The following is a 23,747-nucleotide window of genomic DNA, read 5'->3' as shown; positions in this document are numbered from 1 at the left end:
GACCGTTTGTGACACCACCTGACAACACCGAACGGCGAGGCGGCGGCACTACCGACACGGGAGCGGGCGACGTCGCGCCGCCGTGGCAGCGCGTGGCGAAGGACGCCGGCACCGGATCCGGTCAGGAGGGTGACGGCTTCGGCGAGCGCTGGTCGTCGGGTCAGCTGCCCGCGGACGACGGCTCCCACCAGTCCCGTGCGCACTACCAGCCGACCGGCAACGCCGACACGCAGATCGTCAGCGGCACCGCGGCGAACCGCATCTTCGGGCAGCAGGAACCGCACCAGGCGGGCTACGGTCCGCCTGGTGGCGGCCCCGAGGCCGGGAGCAAGCCGCGTTCGACGCCGGTCAGCGCGTTGCGCCGGCCCGGCCGCGGGCCACGCCGGGCGAGCCTGCAGGTCAAGCGGTTCGACCCGTGGTCGGTGCTGAAGTTGTCACTCGTGCTGGGCGTGGCGCTGTTCTTCATCTGGCTCGTGGCTGTGGGTGTGCTCTACACGGTGCTCGACGGCATGGGCGTGTGGGACCAGATCAACGGCACCTACACCTCGCTGGTGCAGGGCGAGTCCACCGAGGGCGGCGGCGAGCCGTTCATCACCGCGGGGCGCGTCTTCGGCATCGCGGCCATCGTCGGTGCCATCAACATCGTGCTGATCTCGGCCCTGACCACGGTCAGCGCGTTCATCTACAACGTCTCCGCCGACCTGGCCGGCGGCCTGGAGGTGACCCTCTCGGAACGAGAGTGACCCGGTGGAATCGGGTGCGGTGCGGTGAGGTAGTCTTTTCACCGTTCCACGGGCCCATAGCTCAGGCGGTTAGAGCGCTTCGCTGATAACGAAGAGGTCGGAGGTTCAAGTCCTCCTGGGCCCACAGCAGGTCGAAGGCCGGTTACCGCATGCGGGAACCGGCCTTCGTGCGTTGTTGCTGCCTGACTGCTGCGGCATCACCGCTCGTCCATGGCGGCGGCAAGCCAGCGTCGCCAGGACTCGGCGCTCCGCTCCTGGGCGGTGGGCTCGCCGTAGTGGTGGTCACTCACCGCGATCGGGAGACCGAGCGCCGAACGTTCGTGGAAACGGATGAGCTCGTCGGGAGTTCGCACGCCGATGAACTTCTCGGTCAGGTAGTCCACCTCGCCCAAGATCCGCGGGCCACCCGGCAGGTCGATGGCCACCTGCCCGCCGAGCCGCACCTGCCCGAGCAGCCGGCGCAACCGCTCCCAGCCGCCGCCCGCGGGTGCCTCCGCCTCCACATAGGTGGCCGGGCGGCCACTGAAGTGGCGCAGGTACTGGGCGAGCGTGAACAGGTACATGTCCCAGCCGCTGCTGGTCATGCCCTCGTATTCGTCGCTCCAGTCGTCGCCGAGGATGCCGCTGTGGACGAACCGGAGCACGCTCGACCCGCCGGCTCTGCCTTCGATCAGGTATTCGAAGGCGTTCGTCGAGCCGTCCTCGGCAGCCGGAGTGCGGATGGTCAGTTTGTGCGGAGGGTCCCAGCTCTCGACCCTTGCGCCGTCCGGGTCGATCTCCATCGGCATGAACCACGCCGCCAGGCCGGGCCCGGTGGCGATGGCCTCCCAGACCTCCTCCGGGGAGGCCGGCAGTTCGACTTCCTTGCACAGTTCGAACTCACGCCCCATGTCTCTCCTCCTCCGGTTGGTTCGGGGAACGGCCGGCTCGTCGATGACCGAGACATTCCAGATGGGCACGAGCCTGACAATGGCAAATACTCTTGTCAAGACAATCAAAGTTGTCGGTGGTAGAGCAACGTCTCAACCGAGATCGAGCCGGAGAGGTTCGAGGCGGCCGGTGGTCGGCAGCTGCTCGTGGCGCGACCGCTGAAGCCGATGCGGCTCGACACCGAGGTGGCAAATTCTAGTGCTAGAATAAGCCAGTGCTGACACCCGCCGAACTGACCGTCCTCGGGCTCGTGGTCGAACGCCCGACGCACGGCTACGACCTCGAGCGGGTCATCGAGCAGCGGGGGATCCGGCACTGGACCGACGTCGGGTTCTCGTCGATCTACTACCTGCTGGCCAAGCTGGAGAAACGCGGTCTCGTCCGAGCGACGTCGGGCGGGCCCGGGCCGAAGGCTCGCCGGGTTTTCGAGGTGACCGATGAGGGTCGCCGCGTCGCGAGGGAAGAGGCGCGTGCCCTCATCGCGGACCTCCGGCCGGCCCACCACCCCGTCCTCGTGGGTATCGCGAACCTCGGCCTCCTCTCCCGCGAGGAGTACCGCGTGGCGATCCGGCAGCGGCTGGCGGAGGTCGAGTCGCGCATCGAGGGTGTCCGGGCAGCACAGGCAGCACAGGAACCGTTGCCGCACGCCGCGCGAGAGGTGTTCTCGTACTCGCTGGGCCTGCTGGAGGCGGAACGGACGTGGCTCGCGGCGCGAGCCCGGGAGGGTGGCCGATGACCGACAAGATCGACTTCAAGAAGAAGCTCGACGCCTACCGCGCCACGGCAGGGGAGTTCCGGGTCGTGGACGTGCCCGAGTTGCGGTACCTGATGGTGGACGGCCACGGCGATCCGAACACCGCCCAGGCATACCGTGATGCCGTCGCGGCGCTGTACTCCGTGGCCTACAAGCTGAAGTTCGCCAGCAAGAACGAGCTGGGCCGCGACTACGTGGTGATGCCCCTCGAAGGGCTCTGGTCGGCCGACGACATGGCCGCCTTCACGACCGCGCGCGACAAGTCCCGGTGGGACTGGACGTTGCTGATGATGGTGCCGGACTGGATCACTCCCGACCTGTTCGCGCGAGCCGTCGAGCTGGTCGGTGCGAAGGACGCTCCGGCTCGGCTCGACGACCTCCGCCTCGACACGCTCTCCGAGGGACGCTGTGTGCAGACGCTGCACATCGGCTCCTACGACGACGAGACCGAAGTGCTCCGGCAGATGCACGAGGAGTTCATCCCGGGCGAGGGCCTGACCATGGTCGGGCGGCACCACGAGATCTACCTCAGCGACGCGCGCAGGGTGGCGCCCGAGAAGCTGCGCACCATCCTGCGGCAGCCGGTCCGCCCGGTCACCGCAGGTGGGCCAGCACGTTGACCACGGTGCCGCTCGGATCCTCGACGAAGAAGCGGCGTACGCCCCACGGCTCGTCGGTGAGCGGATAGACGACACGCAGCCCACGACGGACAACCTCCGCGTGCGCGGCGTCAACGTTCGCCGGTGTGCCGACGTCGATCCCGAATCGCGGCGGCGGGTTCTCCATGCCGGGCGGCAGCACGATCACCTGAGCCGTCGGGTTGGCAGGCGAGCGCAACGTCAGCACCGGATCCTCCATGGCGACATCGAGGCCGAGAACGTGTACGTAGAACTCGCGCGAGGCGGCGAGGTCGCCGCCGTCGGCGTAGGGATGAATGCGTTCGATCACCGGCCCAGCATCGTTGGTGCCCACGCGGTCCGTCTTGGTGAAACGGGAGGTGCATGCATAGACCCCGGGGCTCTCGGGGTACTACCTGATCGAACGCATGAGCGAAGGAGGTCCGAGATGAGTGATCCGAATCAGGACAGCACGGGTGCGGGCTTCCAGAACCCGGAGAAGAACCGCGACGAATGGGTCACGGGCGACGAGCCGATGACCGGGCCGCAGCGCTCCTACCTGCACACTCTCGCACAGGAGGCCGGCGAGGAAGTTCCCGATGGGCTGAGCAAGGCGAGGGCGTCGGAACTGATCGACGAGCTCAAGCAGCGCACCGGCCGCGGGACCGAGTGACCTCGACGGAGCCTGGCCCGGCCGGGTGAACTTCGCCGGCAGCGGCGATGACTGTTGCTAGCCTGCCGCGTTGTGCGCGTCGCTGCTGTCGCCCTGTCACTGTGCCTGCTCTGCCTCGGTCTCGCCCCGACGGCCGGCGCCGAATCTCGTGACCCCGCCTACTGCGCCAGAGCCCTCGACTGCACGCTCCACGACATCGACCGGATGTCCATGGCCGACCGGCTTTCGTTCGTGCACCGCCTCTCCGCGGGTCCGGCCGCCGAGCTGCTCCCCGGCTACGCACCTCGCTGGCGCAACATCGAGGGCATCATCGCCTTCTTCGCCGACCGAGATCTGGGCGCTCCCGGTACCTGGGTTTCGTACGTCGACGCCGGAATCCTGGAGGGGATCGAGCGTGGGCTCGCGATCGCGCTCGGGCGAGGCGACGACACGTTCGGCAACCCCGGGTCGCAGCTCTGGGCGAGGTACCTCCTGCTGTTACGGGACGGCGAGCTGGCCGACCGCTCGGTGCACGACAGGGCGTGGAGCGAGGCCGAGCAAGCGGCGACGGAGCACGGTGTCCGCGTGGCCGAGCAGGTGCACGGCATCGCCCCGACCGGCGTGGAGGAGCGGTTCTTCGCGTACTCGGAGTTCTACCGCTGGGTGCTGCGAAGCCGCCCCGCCGTGGTCGACCCGGTGTCGCCCGGCGGGCAGTCCGGCGAGCAGCGGCAGGTGACGTTCGTCGACTGGTTCACCGATGTCACCAACCCCACGCCGGCGCACAAGGGAGCCGAGCTCGCGATGAGCCTGGCCGAGTTCGACGCGCTGGGTGGATCCGTCAGCGGGCTGGCACTGCTGCACGCCTACGCGCGGTACCTCTGCGCCGACTATCTGGCCGACACGACAAGATCGACGGCGGTTCCACGTGGAACCACCGTCGATCTTCGGGAGGCAACCCGGTGAGCTACTGCTGGGAACGCTCCCGCGCCTCTGCGGCGGCGGCGTTCTCTTCGGCGCGCTTGGCCTCGGTCTCCTTCTCGGCGACCTCGCGCTGAGCCTGCGCCTTGTCCTGCTGTGCGCCGCCTTCGCGTTGCATCGAGTCGTTGCCGAAGAGCGCGCCCGCGCTTTCCTTCACGCGCCCCTTGATGTCCTCGACGGCACCCTTGACGCCTTCCTGCTGTTCGTCCCTGTCCGTCATGGGGATCCTCCTTGTGCCGTTGGCGTCATTCGGTGACTACCCGTGACGCGTGCCGCATAAACTGGGCGGCGCGTGGTGCAGTAGCATCGCGGTGGCAGGGTCAGCAGGGTTGTCGAGGAGGCCTTCACCGTGAAGAAGCTGTTGGCACTCGCGGTCGTCGCGGGTGGCGTGTTCTTCGTGATCAAGCGCAACAAGGACGCGAAGGCCGAGGCCGACCTGTGGCGCGAAGCCACTGCGCCGACCGACCGTCCGCTCAACGGCGTGTCGCCCAACGGCAACGCGCCGGCCAAGGCGGACTCGGCCAGCAAGAACTGACTTTTCGCTCGCGGGCATTCGTCCGCGGCTCGGGGCTGTAGCTCAATTGGTAGAGCGCCGCTTTTGCAAGGCGGAGGTCAGGGGTTCGATTCCCCTCAGCTCCACATAGTGTGACCAGCCAAAACCTCGGTTGTGTGACCGCCGTTTGTTGATCTCTGCCAGTCATTGTGACTGCGAGTACTCCTTGGTGGGGTGGCCGACCGAGGGAGCTCACGTAAGCGCAGCTCGGCTTCATCCGCAGCCGGGGCAACTCTCTGCGGGGTGAAGGTCTATACCGGGCTGGACCCGCTGACCGGTAAACCGATGTACCTTCGCGAGTCGACGACCGACGAGAGGGAAGCTGAACGGATCCTCACTCGGCTTGTCGCGCAGGTGGACGCCGAGCGGCACGCGAAGACCAACGGCACGTTGAGTGTGGCGATCGACGAGTGGCTCAAGGTGCTTGAGGTCGAGGATTCGACGCGCGAGGCGTACGAGATGTACGCGCGGCGGTACATCAAGCCGGTCGCGCGTTCGCGGGAGGCGGGCGCTCACCCTTGGCCCGGCCACCACGGGGCGAAGGATCGGCAGGCGGGAGAGAACGGGAGCGGAGTGGTCATCAACGGGACTGAACTACACCATACGAGTGCCAAATGCGACCGGGCAATGACGGCGTCGGCCGCTGGCGCACGCTAAGACCGATGCCATGGCTCGGGCAGGCCGTCCCCGTTTCTGGCTGATCAATCTGCATCCTCGGCAGGAACTCGACGTTCACTGCTCGGCGTGCAGTGTCCGCCGACGGTAGTCGCGAGGCGAGGTTCCGTAGGCGGCGCGGAAGGCCCGGGTGAAGTCGGTGTGAGCGGCAAACCCCCACCGTGCGGCGATCTCGCCTACCGGCACCGAGCGCAAGGCGGGATCGGCGAGGTCGTGGCGGGCGCGTTCCAGGCGCTGGTGGCGAACCCACGCCATCACCGGGGTGCCGTCGTCCTGGAACAGCCGATGCAGGTAGCTGGTCGAGATGTGGTGGGCGTCGGCGATCGCATCCCGGGTCAACTGTGGATCGTGCAAGTGGCGCCGGATGAACTGCTGGATGCGCAGCATCAACGCCCGGCGGTGGGTTTGCGGTGGCAGGCTGCGGTCCTCGTCCTCGGTGATGTGGGCGAACAGCGCTGTGACCAGATCGCCAAGGATTGTGCCGAGGTGCGGATCGTCGGTGGGCCGGTACGGGGTGGCATCGGCGGCCAGCTGCTGCAGGGTTGCCGCGAGCAGTGCGGCTATTCCGCTGCGTGCCGATACCCGCCGCCCGATCAACCGGTCGGCCCGGCTGGGAGGCAACGTCAGGTGCTTCCGGGGGATCTCGATCCCGACGCAGGAGACCGGCCCCCGTGCGCTGCTGGCCCGCAGTTCGAACGGCTGGGAGGAGTCATAGACGTGCAACTCATCCGGGCCGTAGATCGCTTCCTGCCCGCCCCAGGTGCGTCCCATTGTGCCGCTGAGTAGCACACAGACGTTGTAGGTCTCCGGGTCGGACTCGCGGATCAACTTCGCCGTCCGGTGAAAGATCATCGGTCGGAACGCCATCGTCCACACGCGCAGGCCCTCCAGGTACAGATCACGCTGGTATACCTCGAACTTCGCGGTGTGGTCACAGCTGGCCCGCATCGGCGCCGGAGATTGGGACAACAGTTCTTGCCAGCGATCGAACCGCTGGGCTTCGGGTAGCTCATCACTGCGGAAAACGGTTTCGATCATCGATCCTCCCCAGAACCGTCGGCGGCCTCCCGGGCAACTGCTGCCTGCTCGTCGAAATCTTGGCAGGAGGCCGATCCGATCGGTGCGCACGCGACCGGAACCCCCCGAACAGAGCAAGCACGTATTCCGTGGACGTGCGGGCAAGGAACTGTGCACTCGATGCCTAACAGCTATGGCTGCGAGTGCGGAATGCTCGAGCACGAACGGGACGGCCTTTCCTTGCAATGCGACGCGGGAAACCGATCGGAAGGACGGTAGACACGATGCGAGCACCACGACGGATGATGTTCGTGCTGGGTGCCGGCATCCTGATCACGGGCGCGATGCCGTCCGGGGCTCAGGCGGCGATCACGGCCGAGGGTCTTGGTCTGAACCAGGACGCGTCGATCGACGACAGCGTCGGTCCGTCGCCCGCCGACGATTTTGGGCCGAACCGGACCATGTACACAGACGACGGAAACCCGGGTGGATGGGTCTATTTTCAGACTGTAGGCGACTTGGTCCAACTCGGCGATAGGCAAGAGGACGGTGCAGGCGTCGAGCTCGACATATGGAACGTGACCAATGACCCGGACACGTATGAGTACGGCATGTACGCCGGCAACGGCGACGATACCTATATCTACGCCGACGCGAGCATGGGCCAGCCGTGGAATATGGCTGAGGGTGCGTGCTTCAGATTTCGGATCCGGCTGGTCGACAACGGCAGAGTGATTCCGGGGTCCACCGATACTGCTCAGTGGAGAAACGTCAATACGGACGGAACCGACATAGACTGTCCCGGCGTCGATTGATCGGCTATGGCGGGTATGCACCCTGTCCGGTCACCGCGCTGTAGACCGAGGCCGTCGCGGCCGGGATCCACCGATACCGAGCGAACCGCACCGCGTACGGCTGGCTCTTCGACCGGCTCGACGTGTCCTGCGTCGCGCTCACCGAGGTGTTGCCACAGCCACTCCAGGGGCCACCGGGCCTATACCCAAACAGGCCCGCAGCTGGCCACCGTCCTTTGAGGAGATCAACGATGTTCACCGGGCTCGGCGCCTTTCCATTCACGCCACTCGACGAACGGCGGCCGGGTCGAGAGTGAGCCGGTATGCAAGCAGCCGACGTCCCCCACTCTGCGGTGCGGTCCCGGCTGCCATGCTGGGTTGACCCTTCTGTGTCGATCGCTACCGGGCGGGACGGTATCCGGGGGGGTCCGACAATCACCGCTCGCTCCGCCGTTCCCACTCCCGGCGGGAGGCGCCTCGACGTCGCACCGGTGCGCGGGCACGCCACGCGTGACCGAGTCTGGTACTCGCCATGGCCGGTCCACAGCGGGGGCGAGGCGAAAACCACAAGGCCGGCATAGGGCCGTGGGATCGGCTCCCGCGCCACACCGGGCACCCACAGGCCCGATCTCCGTAGAGCGGAAGTCAGCTTGGGTGGCGTCCCAGTACCACACAAGCAGTTGGCCGGGCCAGAGTTCGCTCAACTCTCAATGACGGTGTCAGCTCCGCGACGCTCAAAGCGCTCACGCTTGCCGACTTTGTTCGCGTATCCGATGGTGCCCGTGCCCGTGCCTCGATCGCCGTTCGCGCGCCGGGCGTCTCCGGCGCCGTGGTGACTGCTTGCACCTCGAGGTCGCGGAAACGGACTCCACAGTCTCCGTCGTCGCGGCACTCACTTTGCCCGCGAAACGCAATACGTCTAACGGATCGTGCGTGCCCGCAACATCAGGCGGTAGGTCTGCGCCGGCATGCCGCTGCCGACAAGGTGGGCTTCGAGCTGCGATCAGCGTGCCGTCGCGTCGTAGAGCTTCTGGGCTGCGGCGATGTCCGCGCGGTGCCGTTCCGCCCAGTCGGTGAGGCCGCGGAGGGTCTCGTGCAGCTCCTCGGCCATGTCGGTGAGCGTGTACTCGACTTTCGGTGGCACGGTCGGGTAGACGGTGCGGTGCAGGAGTCCGTCGCGTTCGAGCTTGCGCAGGGTCAGCGTGAGCATGCGCCTGCTGATGCCGTTGATGGCGCGTTCGAGCTCGGTGAACCGGACGGGGCCGTGCGCGGCGGCGACGAGTATCCCGATGCTCCACTTTCCCGCGACGTGGTCGATGACCTCGGTCAGCGGGCATGCCTCCTCGATCACATCTCGGCCATCTCTGGCACCGCCGACCTCGACAGGTACATCGGTGTGACTCTGGGACATCGAAGTGCCTCCTTCCGCGAGCAGCAATAGTCACACAGCATGTGCCTTGTTACAAATCGTGTACTTAGAGGGGGCACCCGATGGACCGTTCCCGCCTGCTCGCGCTGATCGTCCTGTGCGCGGGCGCCTTCATGGCGATCGTCGACGAGACGATCGTGGCCGTATCACTGCCCGCGATCCAACGGGATCTCGGCTTCACCCAGTCCGGGCTCGCGTGGGTAACCACCTCCTACCTCATCGCGTTCGGCGGGCTGCTGTTGCTGTTCGGACGGCTCGGCGACATCCTGGGCCGTAAGCGTGTGTTCCTCGCCGGGTTGATGGTGTTCACCGCGTCGTCGGCCCTGTGCTCGCTTGCGTGGAGCGCACCGGTCCTGCTCGTCGCACGCTTCGTCCAGGGTGCAGGCGCCGCCGCGCTCACCGCGGTGGTGCTCGGCATGATCGCCACGTTGTTTCCGGAACCCGGCGAGCGCGCCAAGGCGATCGGCGCGTTCAGCTTCGTGCAGGCGTCGGGCGGCACGATCGGCAGCCTGTCCGGCGGTCTGATCACGCAGGCGGCGAGCTGGCACTGGATTTTCGCGGTCAACGTGCCGATTGGTGTCGCGGCGCTCGGGCTCGCCACCCGGCTGCTGCCCCCCGAGCTCGGTACACGTGCGGCGCGTACGGACGTGCCTGGTGCGGTGCTCGTGACGGCCGCGCTGATGACGCTGGTCTACACGATCACCAACATCGAGCGATACGGCTGGGCATCGGCACACACAGGCGGCTTCGGTGCGGTGGCGCTGGCGCTGCTCGCCGGGTTCGTGGTGCGGCAGGCTCGGGCCCGGACCCCGTTGCTTCCGCTGCGGTTGTTCCGTTCGCGCATGCTCTCCGGCGCGAACGTCGTCCTTTTCCTGCTCGTTGCGTCGATGTTCGGGTTCATGTTCACGACGGTGCTGTACTTGCGGCAGGTGGTCGGACTGAGTCCGCAGGCGACGGGGATAGCAATGGTCCCGCCGGCGGCGGCGATCGCCGTCGTCTCGCTTGGGCTGTCTGCGAAGCTGAACACACGGTTCGGCGAGCGGCGGGTACTCCTGGTAGGTCTCACGTTGCTCGCGTCGGGGTTGGGCCTGCTCGGCCGCGTTCCGGTCCACGCGGTGTATCAGGTCGACGTGCTGCCCGGCCTGCTCGTACTCGGTGTCGGGGCCGGGATGGCGATGCCCGCGCTCATGGCGCAGGGCATGTCCGACGCGACGCCGCGGGACGCGGGCCTGGCCTCCGGCCTGTTCAACACAACGCAGCAGGTGGGAGGCGCGCTGGGGCTCGGCGTGCTCGCGGTCCTGTCGGCGACGCGGACGGAGTCGTTGCGTGCGGCCGGGGCCGAGCCCGCGGTGGCCCTGCTGGGCGGCTACCACGCGGTGTATCTGACGGGGATGGGCGTCGTCGTGGTGGCGTTGCTCGTGGCTTCGGCGACCCTTCGACTCCCGAACCTGGCCCGAAGTGCAAAGTAGATGGTCGCCGGCAGTCCGGCCTGCCGTTGGCGAAGCGTTCGCGGTCGCACTCGGTTCAGTCCCCGCACACCGCTTTCCGCGGTCGGAGCCCGCCCTCCGCGTGGCACAATCAGCCGGTGCAGATCGGGATGCTCGGGCCGTTCCAGGTTCTCCGGGACGATGGCGGCATCGCCGACGTACCGGGCGCCCGGCTGCGGGCGCTGCTGGCCGCTCTCGCGCTCAACCCGGGCCACGTGGTCTCCAAGGCGACGCTCGTCGACTGGATCTGGGGCGAGCATCCGCCCTCGGACGCGGCGAATGCCCTGCAACGTTTGGTTTCCCGGCTGCGGAAGGCGTTGCCGGACGGAGCCGTCGAGGGGCACTCCGACGGCTACCGGTTGAACGTGGAACCCGACGCCGTCGACGCCGTGCGATTCGAACGCCTCGTCCGCCAGGCCCGCGATGACGAGGACCAACGGCGGATCCGGCAGCTGCACGAGGCCCTGGCGCTGTGGCGCGGTGCGGCCATGCAGGACGTCGGCCTGCAGGACAGCGCGGCGTTCGACGCGGCGGCCACCCGACTCGAAGGGCTGCGCCTGAGTGCCCTCGAGGATCGGTTCGACGCGGAGATCGGTCTCGGCGGCCGCGCGGAGCTGGTCACCGAACTGACCGACCTCGTTGCCGCACATCCGGTACGGGAACGGCTGGTCGCCGCCCTGATGCGCGCCCTCGTGGCGGCCGGTCGCGCCAACGAGGCACTGCTCGTCTACCAGCGCACGAGGGAGACACTGGCCGACTCGCTGGGCGTCGATCCCTCGCCGGAGCTGTCCGCGCTGCACGTCGCGCTCCTGCGGGGTGAGCTCGGCGCGCGCGAGGAGAACCGGACGACCAACCTGCGCACGGAGCTGACCAGCTTCGTCGGCAAGGACGCCGATGTCACCAGGCTCGCCGAGCTCGTCGGCGAACACCGCCTCACCACCCTGATCGGGCCGGGTGGCTCGGGCAAGACCAGGCTCGCGACGGAAACCGCACGCACGCTGCTGGCCGGCCTTCCCGACGGCGCCTGGCTGGTCGAGCTCGCCGCCGTCGGTGCGGACGGCGACATCGCCCAGGCGACGCTCGCCGCGCTCAAGCTGCGCGACGCCCTGCTCGGTGACGCGCCGGACGCGGAACCGATCGACCGGCTCATCGCCGCGATCCGCGAGCGTGAGCTGCTGCTGATCCTGGACAACTGCGAGCACGTGATCGAGTCGGCGGCGGCGTTCGCCCATCGGGTCCTCGGCGAATGCCGGCGGTTGCGGATCCTCGCGACGAGCCGGGAACCCCTCGGCATCACCGGTGAGGCGCTGTGGCCGGTCGCACCGCTGGCGCTGCCCCCGGAGGACGCCGACCCCAGCCGGATCGAGGGTGCTCCGGCGGTCCGGCTGCTGCGGGACAGGGCGAGCGCGGTGCGCAACGACCTCGCGACCGACAGCTGCACCTCGAGGTCGCTGGCGCGCATCTGCCGGGCGTTGGACGGGATGCCGCTGGCGATCGAACTCGCCGCCGCCAGATTGCGCTCCATGACGCTCGACCAGCTCGCCAACCGGCTCGACGACCGGTTCCGGCTGCTGACCGGCGGGAGCCGTACCGCGCTGCCGAGGCACCGGACGCTGCGTGCGGTGATCGACTGGAGCTGGGAGCTGCTCAGCGACGACGAGCGGTCCGTGTTGCGGAGGCTGTCGGTGTTCGCCGGCGGCGCCAGCCTGGAAGCGGCCGAGCGGGTGTGCTCGGGCGGGACGGTCGAAGACTGGCATGTGCTGGAGCTGCTGACCGCGCTGACCGAGAAGTCGCTCGTGGTCATCGAGGGCGAAGCGGCGCCGCGCTACCGGATGCTCGGCACGATCAAGGAGTACGCCTCCCAGCGGCTCGCGGAGGCGGGGGAAGCGGACCTGGCTCGCCGGGCTCATCTCGCGTATTTCACCGACCTGGCCGAAACCGCGGAGCCCCATCTGCGCCGGGCCGAGCAATTGGACTGGCTCGCCGTGCTCGAGGCCGAGCACGACAACATCGGCGCCGCGATGCGTGGCGCGCTCGCCGCCGCGGACGCGGCCGGCGCGATGCGGCTCGCCGCCGCGGCCGGCTGGTACTGGTGGCTCGGCGGGCACAAGGTGGAGGGCAACGAACTCGTCCTGGCGGCCACCGCCGTCCCCGGTGACGTGGCCGACGACATCAGGGCGATCGTGTACGGGTTCGTCGTGCAGTTCGTGGTCTCCGGGCGGCAGAGTGACCAGTACCGGGCGGAGGAGTGGATCCGGCAGGCGTACGAGCTCAGCGTGCGTGTCCGCAGTCCGCACCCGCTGCTGAGGTTCGCCGAACCGTTGGAACGCCTGTTGCACGGGCCGGAGGCGTCGCTGTCCGCGTTCGAACCGCTGCTCGCCGACGAGGACCCGTGGGTGCGGGCACTGGCCCGGCTGCAGCTGGGCAAGATGCGGATCCAGCTCGGTCACGGTGGCCGGGACGCGGACGCGTATCTCGAGGCGGCGCTCAACGAGTTCCGCGCGCTCGGTGAACGGTGGGGCATGTCGTTCGCCCTCACCGAGCTGGCGGAGCGGATCGCCACCCGCGGGGAGTTCGCGAACGCCTGCGAGCATTACGAACAGGCGGCCGCGGTGGTCGCCGAGGTCGGCGCGCTCGAGGACCTCGTGCGGATGCGCTCGCGCCAGGCCCGTCTGTACTGGCTCACGGGCGACTTGGAATCGAGCGAGTGGGCCATGGCCGAGGCGCAGCGGTACGCCGAGCGGGTCGCGTGGCCGGAGGCACTGGCCGAGCTGGCGCTGGTGAAGGCCGAACTGGCGCGCTGGACCGGGGACTCCGACGAGGCGCGCCGGCAGCTCGACGTCGCCACGTCACTGATGGGCGCGGACGCCGAGCGGGCCTACATCCGCGCGGTGAGCCACGACCTGCTCGGCTACCTCGCCGAGGACGTCGACGAAGCTCGTGAACACCGTGCCGAGGCCGCCCGCGCGGCCGCCGAGACCGGGCACGTGCTCTTGATCGCCCAGGTGCTCGTGGGCCTCGCGGATTTCGCCGTGCGCCAGGGCCAGTACGACCAGGCCGCGCGGTTGCTCGCGGCGAGCGGGGGCGTACGCGGCATGGCGGACCGTTCCCAGCCCGATGTGGGCAGGATCGAGCGGGCGGCGCGGCAGCACCTCGGCGCAGCCCGGTTTGCCGAGGCGACCCAGGAGGGCGCGCGGGAGAGTTGGTCCGAACTGGTCAAGACCGCCCTCGCAGAATGAGGCCCGCGATCCGCTTCCACGGATCGCGGGCCTCGCCCACCTGGTCAGCCGCGTTGGATGGTGATGTCACCGTCGCGGGTGCGGGCCGAAACGGCGACCTTGGCGGCGTCCGCGGCCGGGTCCGCGGGGGCCGAGAGGTAGTTGTGCACCGCGCCTCGCTCGCTGCTCGCGTCGACGGCCGCAGCGGTGCCCTCGGCGACGCCGACCTCGATGTCGCCCGAGCCCGTCGTCAGGCGTGCCCGGCCATGGCTCATCCGGCCGACGCGGATGGCGCCGCTCGCGCTCCGGGCGGTGATGTCGCCGTCGGCGTGCCCGATCCCGAGGTCGCAGGCGGCACTCTCGAACTCGACGCCGGCCGCGGCGTGCCCGATCCAGACCTCGCCACCCGAGTTCGAGAGCCCGACGGCGCCCTTGGCCTCGCCGATCCGCATGGCGAACGCTGCCCCGTCGATGGTGGCGTCCCCGCCGATGTTCGCCTTCAAGCTGCTGACGCTCTCCAGCTGGACCTGGCCCGAGGCCAGATTCAGCTCACCCGCGCCGAGCGGGCCGTTGACGTGCACGGTCGAGTGCGCCAGACCCGCGTCCACACTGGATCCTGCTGGAAGTTCGATCGTGATGGCGACCGAGCCACGTCTGTGCCCGGACACCGTCGTCTTGACCGAGAGCCGCCCGTCGGCGAAGCCGACCTCGGTGTTCTCGGCGACCTTGAGGTCCTTCCGGCTGGTGGTGTCGAGGGGCTCGACCCGCACGACGGTGTCGCTCCGGTCGCTCGCGGCGACCCGGACCCGGGCACCGGCGACCTCGACGCTGACGGCGATCGGCTGGGGGGTGGCGAAGGTAGGCATGTCAACTCTGCTTTCGTTTCGTCTTCGATGTGCTGGAACGGAAGGTGATGAGCGGAATTTGGCTGGTCAGGCGCGCTTCTTGAACGTGGATCGAGCCCACAGGTAGCCGACGAGAGCGATGCCGACGCACCAGGCGATGGCGACGATCGCGTCACCGGCGGAGGGCGAACCGTTCAGCAGCCCGCGAACGGTCTCGATGATCGGGGTGAAGGGCTGGTACTGCGCGAACTGCCGCAGGCCCGGCCCCATCTTCTCCGCCGGCACGATGGCGCTGCTGAAGAACGGCAGCATGACGAGGGGAACGGACGCCATTCCCGCCGTTTCGACGGACTTCGCGGCCAGTCCCAGCGCGACGGTGAGCCAGCCTGCCGCGACACCGAGCAGCACGACCATGCCGGCCACGCCGAGCCATTCGGCGAAGTTCGCCGACGGGCTGAATCCCAGGAGCAGGGCCACACCGATGAGAGCGGCGATGGCGATGATGTTGGTGGCCACGCTGGCGACGACGTGACCGGTCAGCACCGCGCCACGGGAGACGTCCATGACCTTGAACCGGTTGATGATGCCCTTGGTCATGTCGGAGTTCACCCCCGTCGCTGTCGCCCCGAGTCCATAACAGACGGCCAGCAGGATGAGGCCCGGTGTCGCGTAGTCGATGTAGTCGACACCGACGTCGAAGGCGTCGCCCATCATGTAGACGAACATCAACATGATCACGATCGGCATCAGGACCGCGTTGAACACCGAGGTCGGATTGCGGACGATGTGTTTGACATTGCGGCGAAGCATCACCATCGAGTGGGTGTTCATTTCGCGGCCACCTCCGAGGCGCGGCCCGTCAGGGCGAGGAAGACGTCGTCGAGGTCGGGTGTGTGCACGGAGAGCTCTTCGGCCTGGAGCGAGTGCGCGTCGAGCCGGTCGAGCAGGGCCCGCAGGGAGGCCGTTCCGGTGTCGCTGGGAACCCGGAGGGTGAGTGTGTCGTCGTCGCGCGTGCCATCGGCGAACAGCCGCGCGGCCGTGTCGAGTTCGGCGACGCTGGTGAACCGGAGCCGGACGTGCGTGCCGGGGATGCGACGCTTGAGCTCGTCCGGGGTGCCCTCGGCGACGAGACGGCCCTGGTCGAGCACCGCGACCCGGTCGGCGAGCTGGTCGGCCTCCTCGAGGTACTGCGTGGTGAGGAAGACGGTCACACCGTCGGCGACGAGGTCACGGATGATCGACCACATCGTGCGGCGGCTGCGCGGGTCCAGACCCGTCGTGGGCTCGTCCAGGAAAATGATCCGCGGGTTGCCGACGAGCGTCATCGCCAGGTCCAACTTGCGGCGCATACCCCCGGAGTAGGTCGAGGCGGGCTTGGTCGCGGACTCCACCAGGTCGAAGCGCTCCAGCAGGTCGGCGACGAGCCGCTTGCCGTCCCTGGCCGGCATCCGGCTCAGGTCCGCCATCAGCTGCAGGTTCTCCTGTCCTGTCAGCAGCTCGTCCACGGCCGCGAACTGGCCGGTGACCCCGATCGCCGCGCGCACCGCCCTGGCTTCGGTCGCGACGTCGTGCCCGGCGACGCGGACCGTGCCGCCGTCGGCTCGCAGCAGCGTGGTCAGCACGTTCACCGTCGTCGTCTTGCCCGCCCCGTTCGGGCCGAGCAGGGAGAAGATCGAGCCCGCAGGAACGTCCAGGTCGATGCCGTCGAGCACGACCTTGTCCCCGTATGCCTTGCGCAGTCCCGAGACCGCGATCGCTGAATCCGTCATGTGACCACTGTCGTCGGGCTCGCTGTCACCCCCCTGACACGCGACTGACACGGCCACTGACACGGCCACTGACATCGCGATGACGGCCGCGTTGGCATGGGGAAGACACAACTCTCAGGCGGCATTAGGACACGACATGTATCAATACAGCGCGAATGTGTCCTTCACCTTCTTGGTCCAGGCAACGTACGGTTCCGGAGATCTCAGCTTCAGACGTGATCTGAACAGCGCTTGGTACGGCATCGTTCGAAGGCAGGGCAATGAGGAACCCACCGACAGGAGAGCCGGACTCCACACGGCCGACGACCGCTCCCGCCGAGAAAGGCGATGCCCTCGACACCGGTGAGAAGCGCAACTGGTGGCTCCTGGCCCTCGGGCCGGCAGCCGGCCTGGTGCTGGCACTGATCCTGCCGTCGTCGTTGTCTTTCGAAGGCCGCGCGGTGGCCGGCTGCGCCCTCTGGATGGCGATCTGGTGGATGACCGAGGCCGCCCCCATCCCCGTGACCTCGCTGCTGCCCCTGGTGCTGTTCCCGCTGTTCGGCATGGGCAGCATGCAAGACGTCGCAGCCCCTTACGCCGACTCGGTCGTGTTCCTCGTGATGGGCGGCGTCATCCTGGGCCTGGCCACGGAGAAATCCAACCTGCACATGCGCGTGGCATTGCTGACCATCCGGACGGTCGGGACCCGGCCCGCTCAGATCGTGTTCGGCTTGATGGCCGCCTCCGCCTTCATCTCGGCGTGGGTATCCAACACGGCGACAGCCGTGATCATGGTGCCGATCGCCGTGTCCATCCTGCGGCTGGTGCGTTCCGTGGACGAGCGGGCCGCCGGCACGAAGTTCGCCGCGTCCATGCTGCTCGGTGTCGCCTACGGCGTCACCATCGGCTCCACCGCCACCTTGATCGGCCAGCCCCCGATGGCCCTCATGAAGGCATATCTCGGCGAGGCCCACGACTTCGACCTGCAGTTCGGCCGCTGGATGCTGGTGGGTGTGCCGTGGGCCATCGTCATGCTGTTCGTGGCCTGGCTCGTACTGACCAAGCTCGTCTTCCGCGCCGAGGTGAAGGAGATCCCCGGCGGCGCCGGAATGATCCGGTCCGAATTGGCCGAACTCGGACGCATGACCACGCCGGAACGCCGCGTCGGCACCATCTTTCTGACCGCGATCTTCTTCTGGGTCGCTGTGCCCTTTATCGCGGACATCCCGGCGGTCGCGCAGACCCTGCCGTTCCTCGGCGGCATCTCGGACACCCAGGTCGCCATGGCTGCCGCCATCGCCTGCTTCCTGGTGCCCGCGGAGAAGCGCTCCGTGGACCGTTACCGTGCGCCGCTGCTGCGCTGGTCCGCCGCCAAGGAGATCCCGTGGGGCCTGTTGCTGTTGTTCGGTGGTGGCCTGTCGCTGTCCGCGATGTTCACGGCCACCGGGTTCAGCAAGTGGCTCGGCGGACAGGTCGGCGGCCTCGTCGGTGTGCCGTCCTGGCTGGTGCTTCTCGTCATCATCGTCGTCAGCCTCGCGCTGACCGAGCTGACGTCGAACACCGCCACAGCGGCCGCGTTCTTCCCGATCTTCGGTGCCGTGGCCGTGGGGCTGGGCATGGACCCGCTGTTCATGACCATCGCTGTCACTCTGGCCGTGTGCTCGGCCTACATGCTGCCGGTGGCCACCCCGTCCAACGCCGTGGCCTTCGGTTCGGGCGAGGTCTCCATCAAGCAGATGGTTCGCGCCGGCGTCTGGCTCAACGCGCTCTCGCTGGTGCTGGTCATGATCGTCATGTACACGCTGGTGCCGCTGGTGTTCGGTTCCGGTCTCTGACACCCGGGAACGCGGTGCCGCCCCGGCGCCGCGACGTCGCCGAATCCGCCCTCGGCGAGCACGTGGACAGCCTCAGCGCTGCACCGGGTCGCCGTCGGCGGCGAGGAACGCCTCGAGCTCCGCGGGGGTGGGCGCGGCCTCCCAGTCGCCGGGCATCGTGCACATCACCGCTCCGCACGCGTTCGCGCGGGCAAGCTTGGCCTTGACGCTCCACCCCTGCACGTCACCGCTGAGGTACCCCGCTACGAACGCATCCCCGGCACCGACGGTGTCGACCACCTCGATGCGATGGCCCGGGGCGTGGATGACGGAGCCGTCGGCGTAGGCCGACGCGCCGTCGGCGCCTCGCTTCACGACGATCTCGCGCGCGCCGCCGGGATCGAGCGCGCGGGCCAGCGCGTCGATCTCCTGCGTCCCGGCACCGGGGACCACCTGCGCGAGTTCCTCGGGGGAGCCGAACACGAGGTCCGCCTCCGCGACCAGCTCGCCCAGCACCTCCGCGGCGACGTGGGCGGGAGCGAGCGTCGACCGGTAGTTCACATCGAAGCTGATGCGCACCCCAGCGGCTTTCGCCCGCCGCACCACGGAGAGGCACGTCTCGCGTGCGGAATCCGAGAGCAACGGCGTGATGCCCGTGAGGTGCACGAGCCCGGCACTCTCCACGAGGCCCGCCGGCACGTCCGCCGACGCCAGGCGGGAACCGGCCGATCCGGCCCGGTAGTAGTACACCCGCGCCGTCCCCGGTCCCGTGAGCTCCTTGAGCATCAGGCCCGTCGCCGCGTCGGGGTCGAGGTGAGCCCGCACGTCGACGCCCTCGCCGCGGATCTCCCGCACGATCCGCCTGCCCAGCGAGTCGTCACCGACCCGTCCGATCCACGTCACCGGCACGCCCAGCCGGCTCAGGCTGACGGCGACGTTCGTCTCCGCGCCACCGATCCCCACCTGCGCCTCGGACACGTGCGCGAACGAACCGATCCGCCCTCCAGTGAACAGACCCATCGTCTCGCCGAGGGTGAGCACCCGCACCGTCATTCGGTATCACTCCCGGCGCACACCTCGACGAACCGGCGTGCCCGCGCCGCGAGGGCGCCGAGCTCACCACCCTTGAGCGCGTCCCCGAGGAGCGGACCACCGACGCTGACCGCCGCCGCACCGGCGGAGAGCCAGGCCCGCGCCGCTTCGAGGTCCACTCCTCCGGACGGGATGACGGTGAGGTCCGGGAACGGACCGCGCAGATCCTTGAGGTAGCCGGCGCCTACCTGCCCTGCCGGGAACAGCTTCACCGCGGCGACTCCACGGTTCCACGTCGAGAAGAGCTCGGTAGGAGTGAGCCCGCCGGGGACGATGGCGATGTCGCGTTCGAGGGCGCGATCGACGACAGTGAGGTCGGAGACGGGGGTGACGAGGTAATGCGCGCCCCCGTCGACGGCGGCGTCGACATCCACCGGCCGGGTCACGGTGCCGATCCCGATGTCGGCCCTAGCCCCGTAGCGCTCGACGAGCCCGGGCAGCGCGGCGAACGTCCGAGGTGTGGTGAGGGTGAGCTCGAAACTCCGCACGCCCGCCTCGATCATGGTGTCGATCACCGGTACGTAATCCGCCGCGCTCTCACCGCGAATGACGACGATGAGGCGGGCGGCGGCCGTCCGCTGTGGCAGTGTCTGGCGCTGGCTCATGCTGTCTGTCCTCTCTGGACTCACCAGTCGTGCACGGTGCCGTCGAGCAGGCGGTTCACCGGAAGGTAGGCGGCGGTGTACGGGTGAGCCGCGGCGCGTTCCTCGTCGAGTTCCGCGCCGAGGCCCGGGCTGTCGCCGGGGTGGAGGAAACCACGGTCGAACGTGTACGACGTACGAAACACCTCGAGCGTGAGGTCGCTGTGCGGCATGTACTCCTGGATGCCGAAGTTGTGGATCGCCAGGTCGAGGTGGAGCGCGGCCGCCATGCCGATCGGCGAGACATCGGTCGGCCCGTGGATGCCCGAACGGATTCCGTAGATGCCGGCGAAGTCGAGCAGCTTTTTCATCCCCGTGACACCGCCTGTGTGCGTGGGCGCCGAACGCACGTAGTCGATGAGCCGTCCGGTGATGAGCGTCTGGTAGTCGTGGACGGAATTGAACACCTCACCCGTGGCCAGCGGCGTCGTGCTGTGCTGCCGGATGAGCCGGAACGCCTCCGGGTCCTCGCCGGGCGTGGCGTCTTCGAGCCAGAAGAGGTCGTACGGTTCGAGCGATTTCGCCAATCTGGCCGCTTCGATCGGCGACATGCGGTGGTGACCGTCGTGGAGCAGCCGCAGCTCGGGCCCGAACTCCTCCCGCACCTTCTCGAAGACCGAGGGAACGTGTCGCAGGTAGGCGGGCGTGTCCCATTCCTCCTCCTCGGGGCGGGTGGCGGCACTTCCGTCGGCGGCCCGGTGCGCGGGTTCGTAGTCGTACTTCTGGCCGGGCTTCGCGGTCGGGGAGACGCCGTACACGGACTTGAGGCCCGGAACCCCCGTCTGGATCCGGATCGCGGTGTAGCCCTCGGCCAGGTACGCGCGGATCGAGTAGGACAGCGCCGCGTAGTCGTTGCCGGAGGCGTGTGCGTAGACGCGGATCTTCTCGCGGCTCGCCCCGCCGAGCAGCTGGTAGAGCGGAACGCCCGCCTTCTTCGCCTTGATGTCCCACAGCGCCATGTCGACAGCGGCGATCGCGGCCATCGTCACGGGCCCGCGGCGCCAGTACGCGCCGCGGTACAGGTACTGCCACGTGTCCTCGACGCGGTCCTCGTCGCGGCCGATGAGGGTGCTCGCGATGTGGTCCCGGAGGTAGGAAGCGACGGCGAGTTCGCGCCCGTTGAGCGTCGCGTCACCCCACCCGACGACACCGTCGGAGGTGACGATTTTGAGGGTGACGAAGTTGCGTCCGGGGCTGGTGACGATGATGTCGACGGTCGAGATGCTCACGGTGGTCGCTTCCTCCGGGACGTGAGTGTCTAAAGTGGATGTTGCGGATCAGACGGCGTTGCGCGGGTCCTTGAGGTCGCGGCCGGCCACCTCGGGCATGAGCAGTGTCGCGATGAGCGGGCAGATCGTGAAGAACCCGAGCAGCACCGCGACCGGGATCCACGATCCGGTCGTGGCGGCGACCCATGCGGCAGCGATGACCGGCCCGATGCCGGTGGCGATCATCGCGGCGATCTCCCGGATGACACCGGTCGCGGCGTACCGGTGGCGCGAGCCGAAGATCTCGGGCAGCGTGAGGTTCTCCAGCGAGGCCAGCGCCATCACCGACACGTTGTGCATCACGATGTAGCCGATGAACACCTGCGGCACGTCCGCTCCAGCGATCGCCATCATGGTCGGCACGATGAGTATCAGCGAGATCACGCTCATCACCTGGTACATGCGGCGACGGCCGAACTTGTCGCCGAGCGCGCCGACGATCGGCACCGTGACGAACGCGCACAGGGACGACACGATGACGACGCTGGTGGCCACCGAGTCGGACATCGCGAGCGTGACGGTGATGAACGAGACCATGTAGGTTTGCAGGAGACCCGAGTTCCCCGCCTGCCCGAACCGCAGGAGAAACGCGGGCACCATGGCGCGCCACTGCTTCTGCTCGAGCGCCTCGAGCATCGGCGTGTCGTTCTCCCGCTGCGCCTTCTCCCGGATCTCCTCCGTGGTGAGTGCCACCCCGTCGGTGACGTGCGGGCTCTCCTCGAACACCGGGCTTTCCTTGAGCCGCAACCGAACCCACACGGCGAACAGCAGGATCACGGCGCTGCCGAGGAACGGGATCCGCCAGCCCCAGGCGAGCAGCTGTTCCTCCGACAGCACCGCGACGAGGATGCCCCAGATCGCCGACGCGCCGAGGGTGCCGCAGTTCGTGCCGAGGGCGACGAGCGAGGCGATGATGCCGCGGCGCCTGGCCGGCGCGTACTCGGCGAGCATCACGCCGGCGCCCGAGATCTCCGCACCGGCGCCGAAGCCCTGCACCAGGCGCAGCACTACGAGTAGGATCGGCGCGAGGATGCCGATGTCGTGGACGGTCGGCAGCGCGCCGATGAGTGTCGTCGCACCGCCCATCAGCGCGATCGTGATGAACAGGACCTTGGTGCGGCCGACGCGGTCGCCGAGCCGTCCGAAATACCAGGCGCCCACGGGCCGGGCGACGTAGCCGACCGCGTAGGTCGCCATCGCGGAGACGACGGCGATGGCCGGGCTGCTGCCGGTGAAGAAGAGCTGACCGAAGACGAGCCCGGCCGCGAGCGAGTACAGCTGGAAGTCCATGAACTCGAGCGCGGTGCCGAGCCACCCGGACATCGCGGCGCGGGCGAGGTCGCCGGTGCTGCGCTGGGCCGGGGTGGCGTTGGTGGTGCCGGTCTCGGGCGGTGGGGTTGAAGTGGACATCGTTGTTCCTTCGTGGGTGGTGGCACCCTCGTCGGTGCCGTCGATCGGGGAGGGCGGGGTCAGAACTCGAGGAGGACCTTGCCGGAGGCGGCGGAGTCCTTGGCGATGGCGAACGCCTCCACCGCCTCGGCTGCGGGCAGGACGTGCGTGACGACCTGGGAGATCGAGGGGTTGGCCGCGAGCATGTCCACGGCCTCGTCGATCTCCGTCGAGAAGCGGAACGTGCCGCGCAGCTGCACCTCCTTCGACACGAGCGGGGCGAGATTCACGCCGATCGCCGCGTCGGCGAGCATCCCCACCTGGATGACGACACCGGCCCGAGCCGCCGAGGCGATCGCCTGGGTGAGGGAGGCGGGCGCCGCCGAGCACTCGAACACGACGGGGTACGCCGTCGCCGGGATGTCGTCGGTCCCGACGAGGAACGTCTCGTGGGCACCGAGCGCGCGGGACCGCTCCAGGGCAGGTTTGTGGATGTCCCCGACGGCCACGTGCTCGACACCTCGGGCGACGAGGGCCGCGACGACAAGGAGACCCACGGGACCGGCGCCGAGCACGAGGGCGCGGTCGCCGAGATTCCCGCAGCCGTCGCCGGCGATCGTGAGGGCGTGCAGCGCGACGCCGAGGGGCTCAGCGAGCGCCGCGTCCCGCAGTGACAGCCCGTCGGGTAACGCGCGGAGCATGTGCTTCTCGACGAGCACGTACTCCGCCGCGGCGCCCTGGCGGTGGGGAAGGTCGGCGGCGCTGCCGAGGTAGTCGCCGCCCGGCCACAGGTGGGGACGGTCCGCGAGCCCTTTCACCGGAGTGCCGTATCGCGCGGGGTGCACCGTCACCGGCGTCCCCGGCGGCCACTCCCCGCTGGGGTCAGCCTCGACGGTCGCGGAGAACTCGTGCCCCGGGGTGAACGGTTCGCGCACGACGTTCTCACCGTTCCTGCCGTGGAAGTAGTAGTGCAGGTCCGAGCCGCAGATGCCGACGTAGCGCACGCGCAGCAGCACCTCGCCCTGGCCGGGCTCGGGGACGGCGACGTCCTCGAGGCGCATGTCCTCGGGACCGTGGATGAACAGGCCTTTCATCGGTCATCA

24 protein-coding genes and 2 tRNA genes are annotated in these 23,747 nt (G+C 68.7%); 13 read left to right on the top strand and 13 right to left on the bottom strand.

Annotated elements, in window-relative coordinates; translation table 11 throughout:
• Positions 1 to 8 precede the first annotated feature (8 nt).
• Positions 9 to 743, top strand: a complete 735-nt coding sequence (locus tag ACFSZT_RS03660) for a DUF3566 domain-containing protein (protein ID WP_377395462.1) — start codon at positions 9 to 11, stop codon at positions 741 to 743.
• A gap of 50 nt (positions 744 to 793) precedes the next feature.
• A tRNA-Ile gene (locus ACFSZT_RS03655) sits at positions 794 to 867 on the top strand.
• A 73-nt stretch (positions 868 to 940) separates the two neighbouring features.
• On the opposite strand, the gene ACFSZT_RS03650 is transcribed toward ACFSZT_RS03655, so the two are convergent.
• Positions 941 to 1,633: an SRPBCC family protein gene (locus ACFSZT_RS03650; RefSeq protein WP_377395459.1), complete on the bottom strand. Its 693-nt coding sequence runs from the start codon at positions 1,631 to 1,633 to the stop codon at positions 941 to 943.
• A 254-nt stretch (positions 1,634 to 1,887) separates the two neighbouring features.
• Here ACFSZT_RS03650 and ACFSZT_RS03645 point away from each other — a divergent pair, with 254 nt between their 5' ends.
• Together ACFSZT_RS03645 and ACFSZT_RS03640 are read left to right on the top strand one after the other, a co-directional pair.
• Complete coding sequence (locus ACFSZT_RS03645) at positions 1,888 to 2,409, top strand: PadR family transcriptional regulator (RefSeq protein ID WP_377395456.1); 522 nt, start codon at positions 1,888 to 1,890, stop codon at positions 2,407 to 2,409.
• Positions 2,406 to 3,047 carry a GyrI-like domain-containing protein gene (locus ACFSZT_RS03640; RefSeq protein ID WP_377395452.1) on the top strand — a complete coding sequence of 214 codons (642 nt, stop codon included), beginning with the start codon at positions 2,406 to 2,408 and terminating at the stop codon, positions 3,045 to 3,047. The genes ACFSZT_RS03645 and ACFSZT_RS03640 overlap by 4 nt, the downstream gene beginning before the upstream one ends.
• Here the strand turns inward: ACFSZT_RS03640 and ACFSZT_RS03635 are convergent.
• The gene (locus ACFSZT_RS03635; RefSeq protein WP_377395449.1) at positions 3,022 to 3,375 is read right to left on the bottom strand and encodes a VOC family protein; all 354 of its coding nucleotides are present in this window, start codon (positions 3,373 to 3,375) and stop codon (positions 3,022 to 3,024) included. The genes ACFSZT_RS03640 and ACFSZT_RS03635 overlap by 26 nt on opposite strands.
• A 117-nt stretch (positions 3,376 to 3,492) precedes the next feature.
• Here ACFSZT_RS03635 and ACFSZT_RS03630 point away from each other — a divergent pair, with 117 nt between their 5' ends.
• A complete protein-coding gene (locus tag ACFSZT_RS03630; protein ID WP_377395446.1) occupies positions 3,493 to 3,717 on the top strand; it encodes a DUF3072 domain-containing protein in 225 nt (74 codons plus the stop codon).
• Between the two features lie 72 nt (positions 3,718 to 3,789).
• Positions 3,790 to 4,659 (top strand): hypothetical protein, encoded by an 870-nt coding sequence (locus ACFSZT_RS03625; protein WP_377395443.1) that lies wholly within the window; start codon positions 3,790 to 3,792, stop codon positions 4,657 to 4,659.
• 1 nt (position 4,660) lies between these two features.
• On the opposite strand, the gene mbp1 is transcribed toward ACFSZT_RS03625, so the two are convergent.
• Entirely contained in the window at positions 4,661 to 4,894 is a 234-nt protein-coding gene (gene mbp1, locus ACFSZT_RS03620; RefSeq protein WP_377395440.1) for a microaggregate-binding protein 1, read from the bottom strand.
• A gap of 129 nt (positions 4,895 to 5,023) precedes the next feature.
• On the opposite strand from mbp1, the gene ACFSZT_RS03615 reads away from it, so the two are divergent.
• From ACFSZT_RS03615 to ACFSZT_RS03605, 3 genes are all read left to right on the top strand, one after another.
• Positions 5,024 to 5,209 (top strand): DLW-39 family protein, encoded by a 186-nt coding sequence (locus tag ACFSZT_RS03615; protein WP_377395437.1) that lies wholly within the window; start codon positions 5,024 to 5,026, stop codon positions 5,207 to 5,209.
• Positions 5,210 to 5,240: 31 nt separating this feature from the next.
• Positions 5,241 to 5,313 (top strand) — tRNA-Ala (locus ACFSZT_RS03610).
• Positions 5,314 to 5,470: 157 nt separating this feature from the next.
• Positions 5,471 to 5,884 carry a hypothetical protein gene (locus ACFSZT_RS03605; RefSeq protein ID WP_377395434.1) on the top strand — a complete coding sequence of 138 codons (414 nt, stop codon included), beginning with the start codon at positions 5,471 to 5,473 and terminating at the stop codon, positions 5,882 to 5,884.
• A 75-nt stretch (positions 5,885 to 5,959) separates the two neighbouring features.
• On the opposite strand, the gene ACFSZT_RS03600 is transcribed toward ACFSZT_RS03605, so the two are convergent.
• Positions 5,960 to 7,030, bottom strand: coding sequence for a helix-turn-helix domain-containing protein (locus ACFSZT_RS03600; protein WP_377395431.1), 1,071 nt, complete (start codon positions 7,028 to 7,030; stop codon positions 5,960 to 5,962).
• 191 nt (positions 7,031 to 7,221) lie between these two features.
• Between ACFSZT_RS03600 and ACFSZT_RS03595 the strand changes: the two genes are divergently transcribed.
• A complete protein-coding gene (locus ACFSZT_RS03595) occupies positions 7,222 to 7,734 on the top strand; it encodes a hypothetical protein (protein WP_377395428.1) in 513 nt (170 codons plus the stop codon).
• 982 nt (positions 7,735 to 8,716) lie between these two features.
• Here the strand turns inward: ACFSZT_RS03595 and ACFSZT_RS03590 are convergent.
• A complete protein-coding gene (locus ACFSZT_RS03590) occupies positions 8,717 to 9,124 on the bottom strand; it encodes a winged helix-turn-helix transcriptional regulator (RefSeq protein ID WP_377395425.1) in 408 nt (135 codons plus the stop codon).
• 80 nt (positions 9,125 to 9,204) lie between these two features.
• On the opposite strand from ACFSZT_RS03590, the gene ACFSZT_RS03585 reads away from it, so the two are divergent.
• Positions 9,205 to 10,611, top strand: a complete 1,407-nt coding sequence (locus ACFSZT_RS03585; protein WP_377395421.1) for a DHA2 family efflux MFS transporter permease subunit — start codon at positions 9,205 to 9,207, stop codon at positions 10,609 to 10,611.
• A gap of 116 nt (positions 10,612 to 10,727) precedes the next feature.
• On the top strand, positions 10,728 to 13,868 hold the full coding sequence (locus ACFSZT_RS03580; protein WP_377395418.1) for a BTAD domain-containing putative transcriptional regulator: 3,141 nt from the start codon (positions 10,728 to 10,730) through the stop codon (positions 13,866 to 13,868).
• Positions 13,869 to 13,912: 44 nt separating this feature from the next.
• Here ACFSZT_RS03580 and ACFSZT_RS03575 read toward each other — a convergent pair whose 3' ends face one another.
• From ACFSZT_RS03575 to ACFSZT_RS03565, 3 genes are all read right to left on the bottom strand, one after another.
• Positions 13,913 to 14,713, bottom strand: coding sequence for a DUF4097 family beta strand repeat-containing protein (locus tag ACFSZT_RS03575; RefSeq protein ID WP_377395415.1), 801 nt, complete (start codon positions 14,711 to 14,713; stop codon positions 13,913 to 13,915).
• Between the two features lie 66 nt (positions 14,714 to 14,779).
• Positions 14,780 to 15,523, bottom strand: coding sequence for an ABC transporter permease (locus ACFSZT_RS03570; RefSeq protein ID WP_377395412.1), 744 nt, complete (start codon positions 15,521 to 15,523; stop codon positions 14,780 to 14,782).
• Entirely contained in the window at positions 15,520 to 16,461 is a 942-nt protein-coding gene (locus ACFSZT_RS03565) for an ATP-binding cassette domain-containing protein (RefSeq protein WP_377395409.1), read from the bottom strand. Before ACFSZT_RS03565 ends, ACFSZT_RS03570 begins: the two co-directional genes overlap by 4 nt.
• A 260-nt stretch (positions 16,462 to 16,721) precedes the next feature.
• Here ACFSZT_RS03565 and ACFSZT_RS03560 point away from each other — a divergent pair, with 260 nt between their 5' ends.
• On the top strand, positions 16,722 to 18,275 hold the full coding sequence (locus ACFSZT_RS03560; protein WP_377395406.1) for an SLC13 family permease: 1,554 nt from the start codon (positions 16,722 to 16,724) through the stop codon (positions 18,273 to 18,275).
• 72 nt (positions 18,276 to 18,347) lie between these two features.
• On the opposite strand, the gene ACFSZT_RS03555 is transcribed toward ACFSZT_RS03560, so the two are convergent.
• The 5 genes from ACFSZT_RS03555 to ACFSZT_RS03535 are packed head-to-tail and all read right to left on the bottom strand — an operon-like array spanning position 18,348 to position 23,738.
• Positions 18,348 to 19,307 (bottom strand): sugar kinase, encoded by a 960-nt coding sequence (locus tag ACFSZT_RS03555; protein WP_377395403.1) that lies wholly within the window; start codon positions 19,305 to 19,307, stop codon positions 18,348 to 18,350.
• Positions 19,304 to 19,951, bottom strand: a complete 648-nt coding sequence (locus tag ACFSZT_RS03550) for a bifunctional 4-hydroxy-2-oxoglutarate aldolase/2-dehydro-3-deoxy-phosphogluconate aldolase (protein ID WP_377395400.1) — start codon at positions 19,949 to 19,951, stop codon at positions 19,304 to 19,306. Before ACFSZT_RS03550 ends, ACFSZT_RS03555 begins: the two co-directional genes overlap by 4 nt.
• A 20-nt stretch (positions 19,952 to 19,971) precedes the next feature.
• The gene (gene manD, locus ACFSZT_RS03545) at positions 19,972 to 21,216 is read right to left on the bottom strand and encodes a D-mannonate dehydratase ManD (protein ID WP_377395397.1); all 1,245 of its coding nucleotides are present in this window, start codon (positions 21,214 to 21,216) and stop codon (positions 19,972 to 19,974) included.
• Positions 21,217 to 21,264: 48 nt separating this feature from the next.
• Complete coding sequence (locus ACFSZT_RS03540) at positions 21,265 to 22,665, bottom strand: MFS transporter (RefSeq protein ID WP_377395394.1); 1,401 nt, start codon at positions 22,663 to 22,665, stop codon at positions 21,265 to 21,267.
• A gap of 59 nt (positions 22,666 to 22,724) precedes the next feature.
• Positions 22,725 to 23,738: an L-idonate 5-dehydrogenase gene (locus ACFSZT_RS03535; RefSeq protein ID WP_377395391.1), complete on the bottom strand. Its 1,014-nt coding sequence runs from the start codon at positions 23,736 to 23,738 to the stop codon at positions 22,725 to 22,727.
• Between the last annotated feature and the right edge of the window lie 9 nt (positions 23,739 to 23,747).

The sequence above is a fragment of the Prauserella oleivorans genome (assembly GCF_042685745.1).
GTDB classification, from domain to species: domain Bacteria; phylum Actinomycetota; class Actinomycetes; order Mycobacteriales; family Pseudonocardiaceae; genus Prauserella_A; species Prauserella_A oleivorans.
The sequence above is the reverse complement of the archived record's forward strand: the minus strand, read 5'-3'. Positions and strand labels throughout refer to the sequence as shown.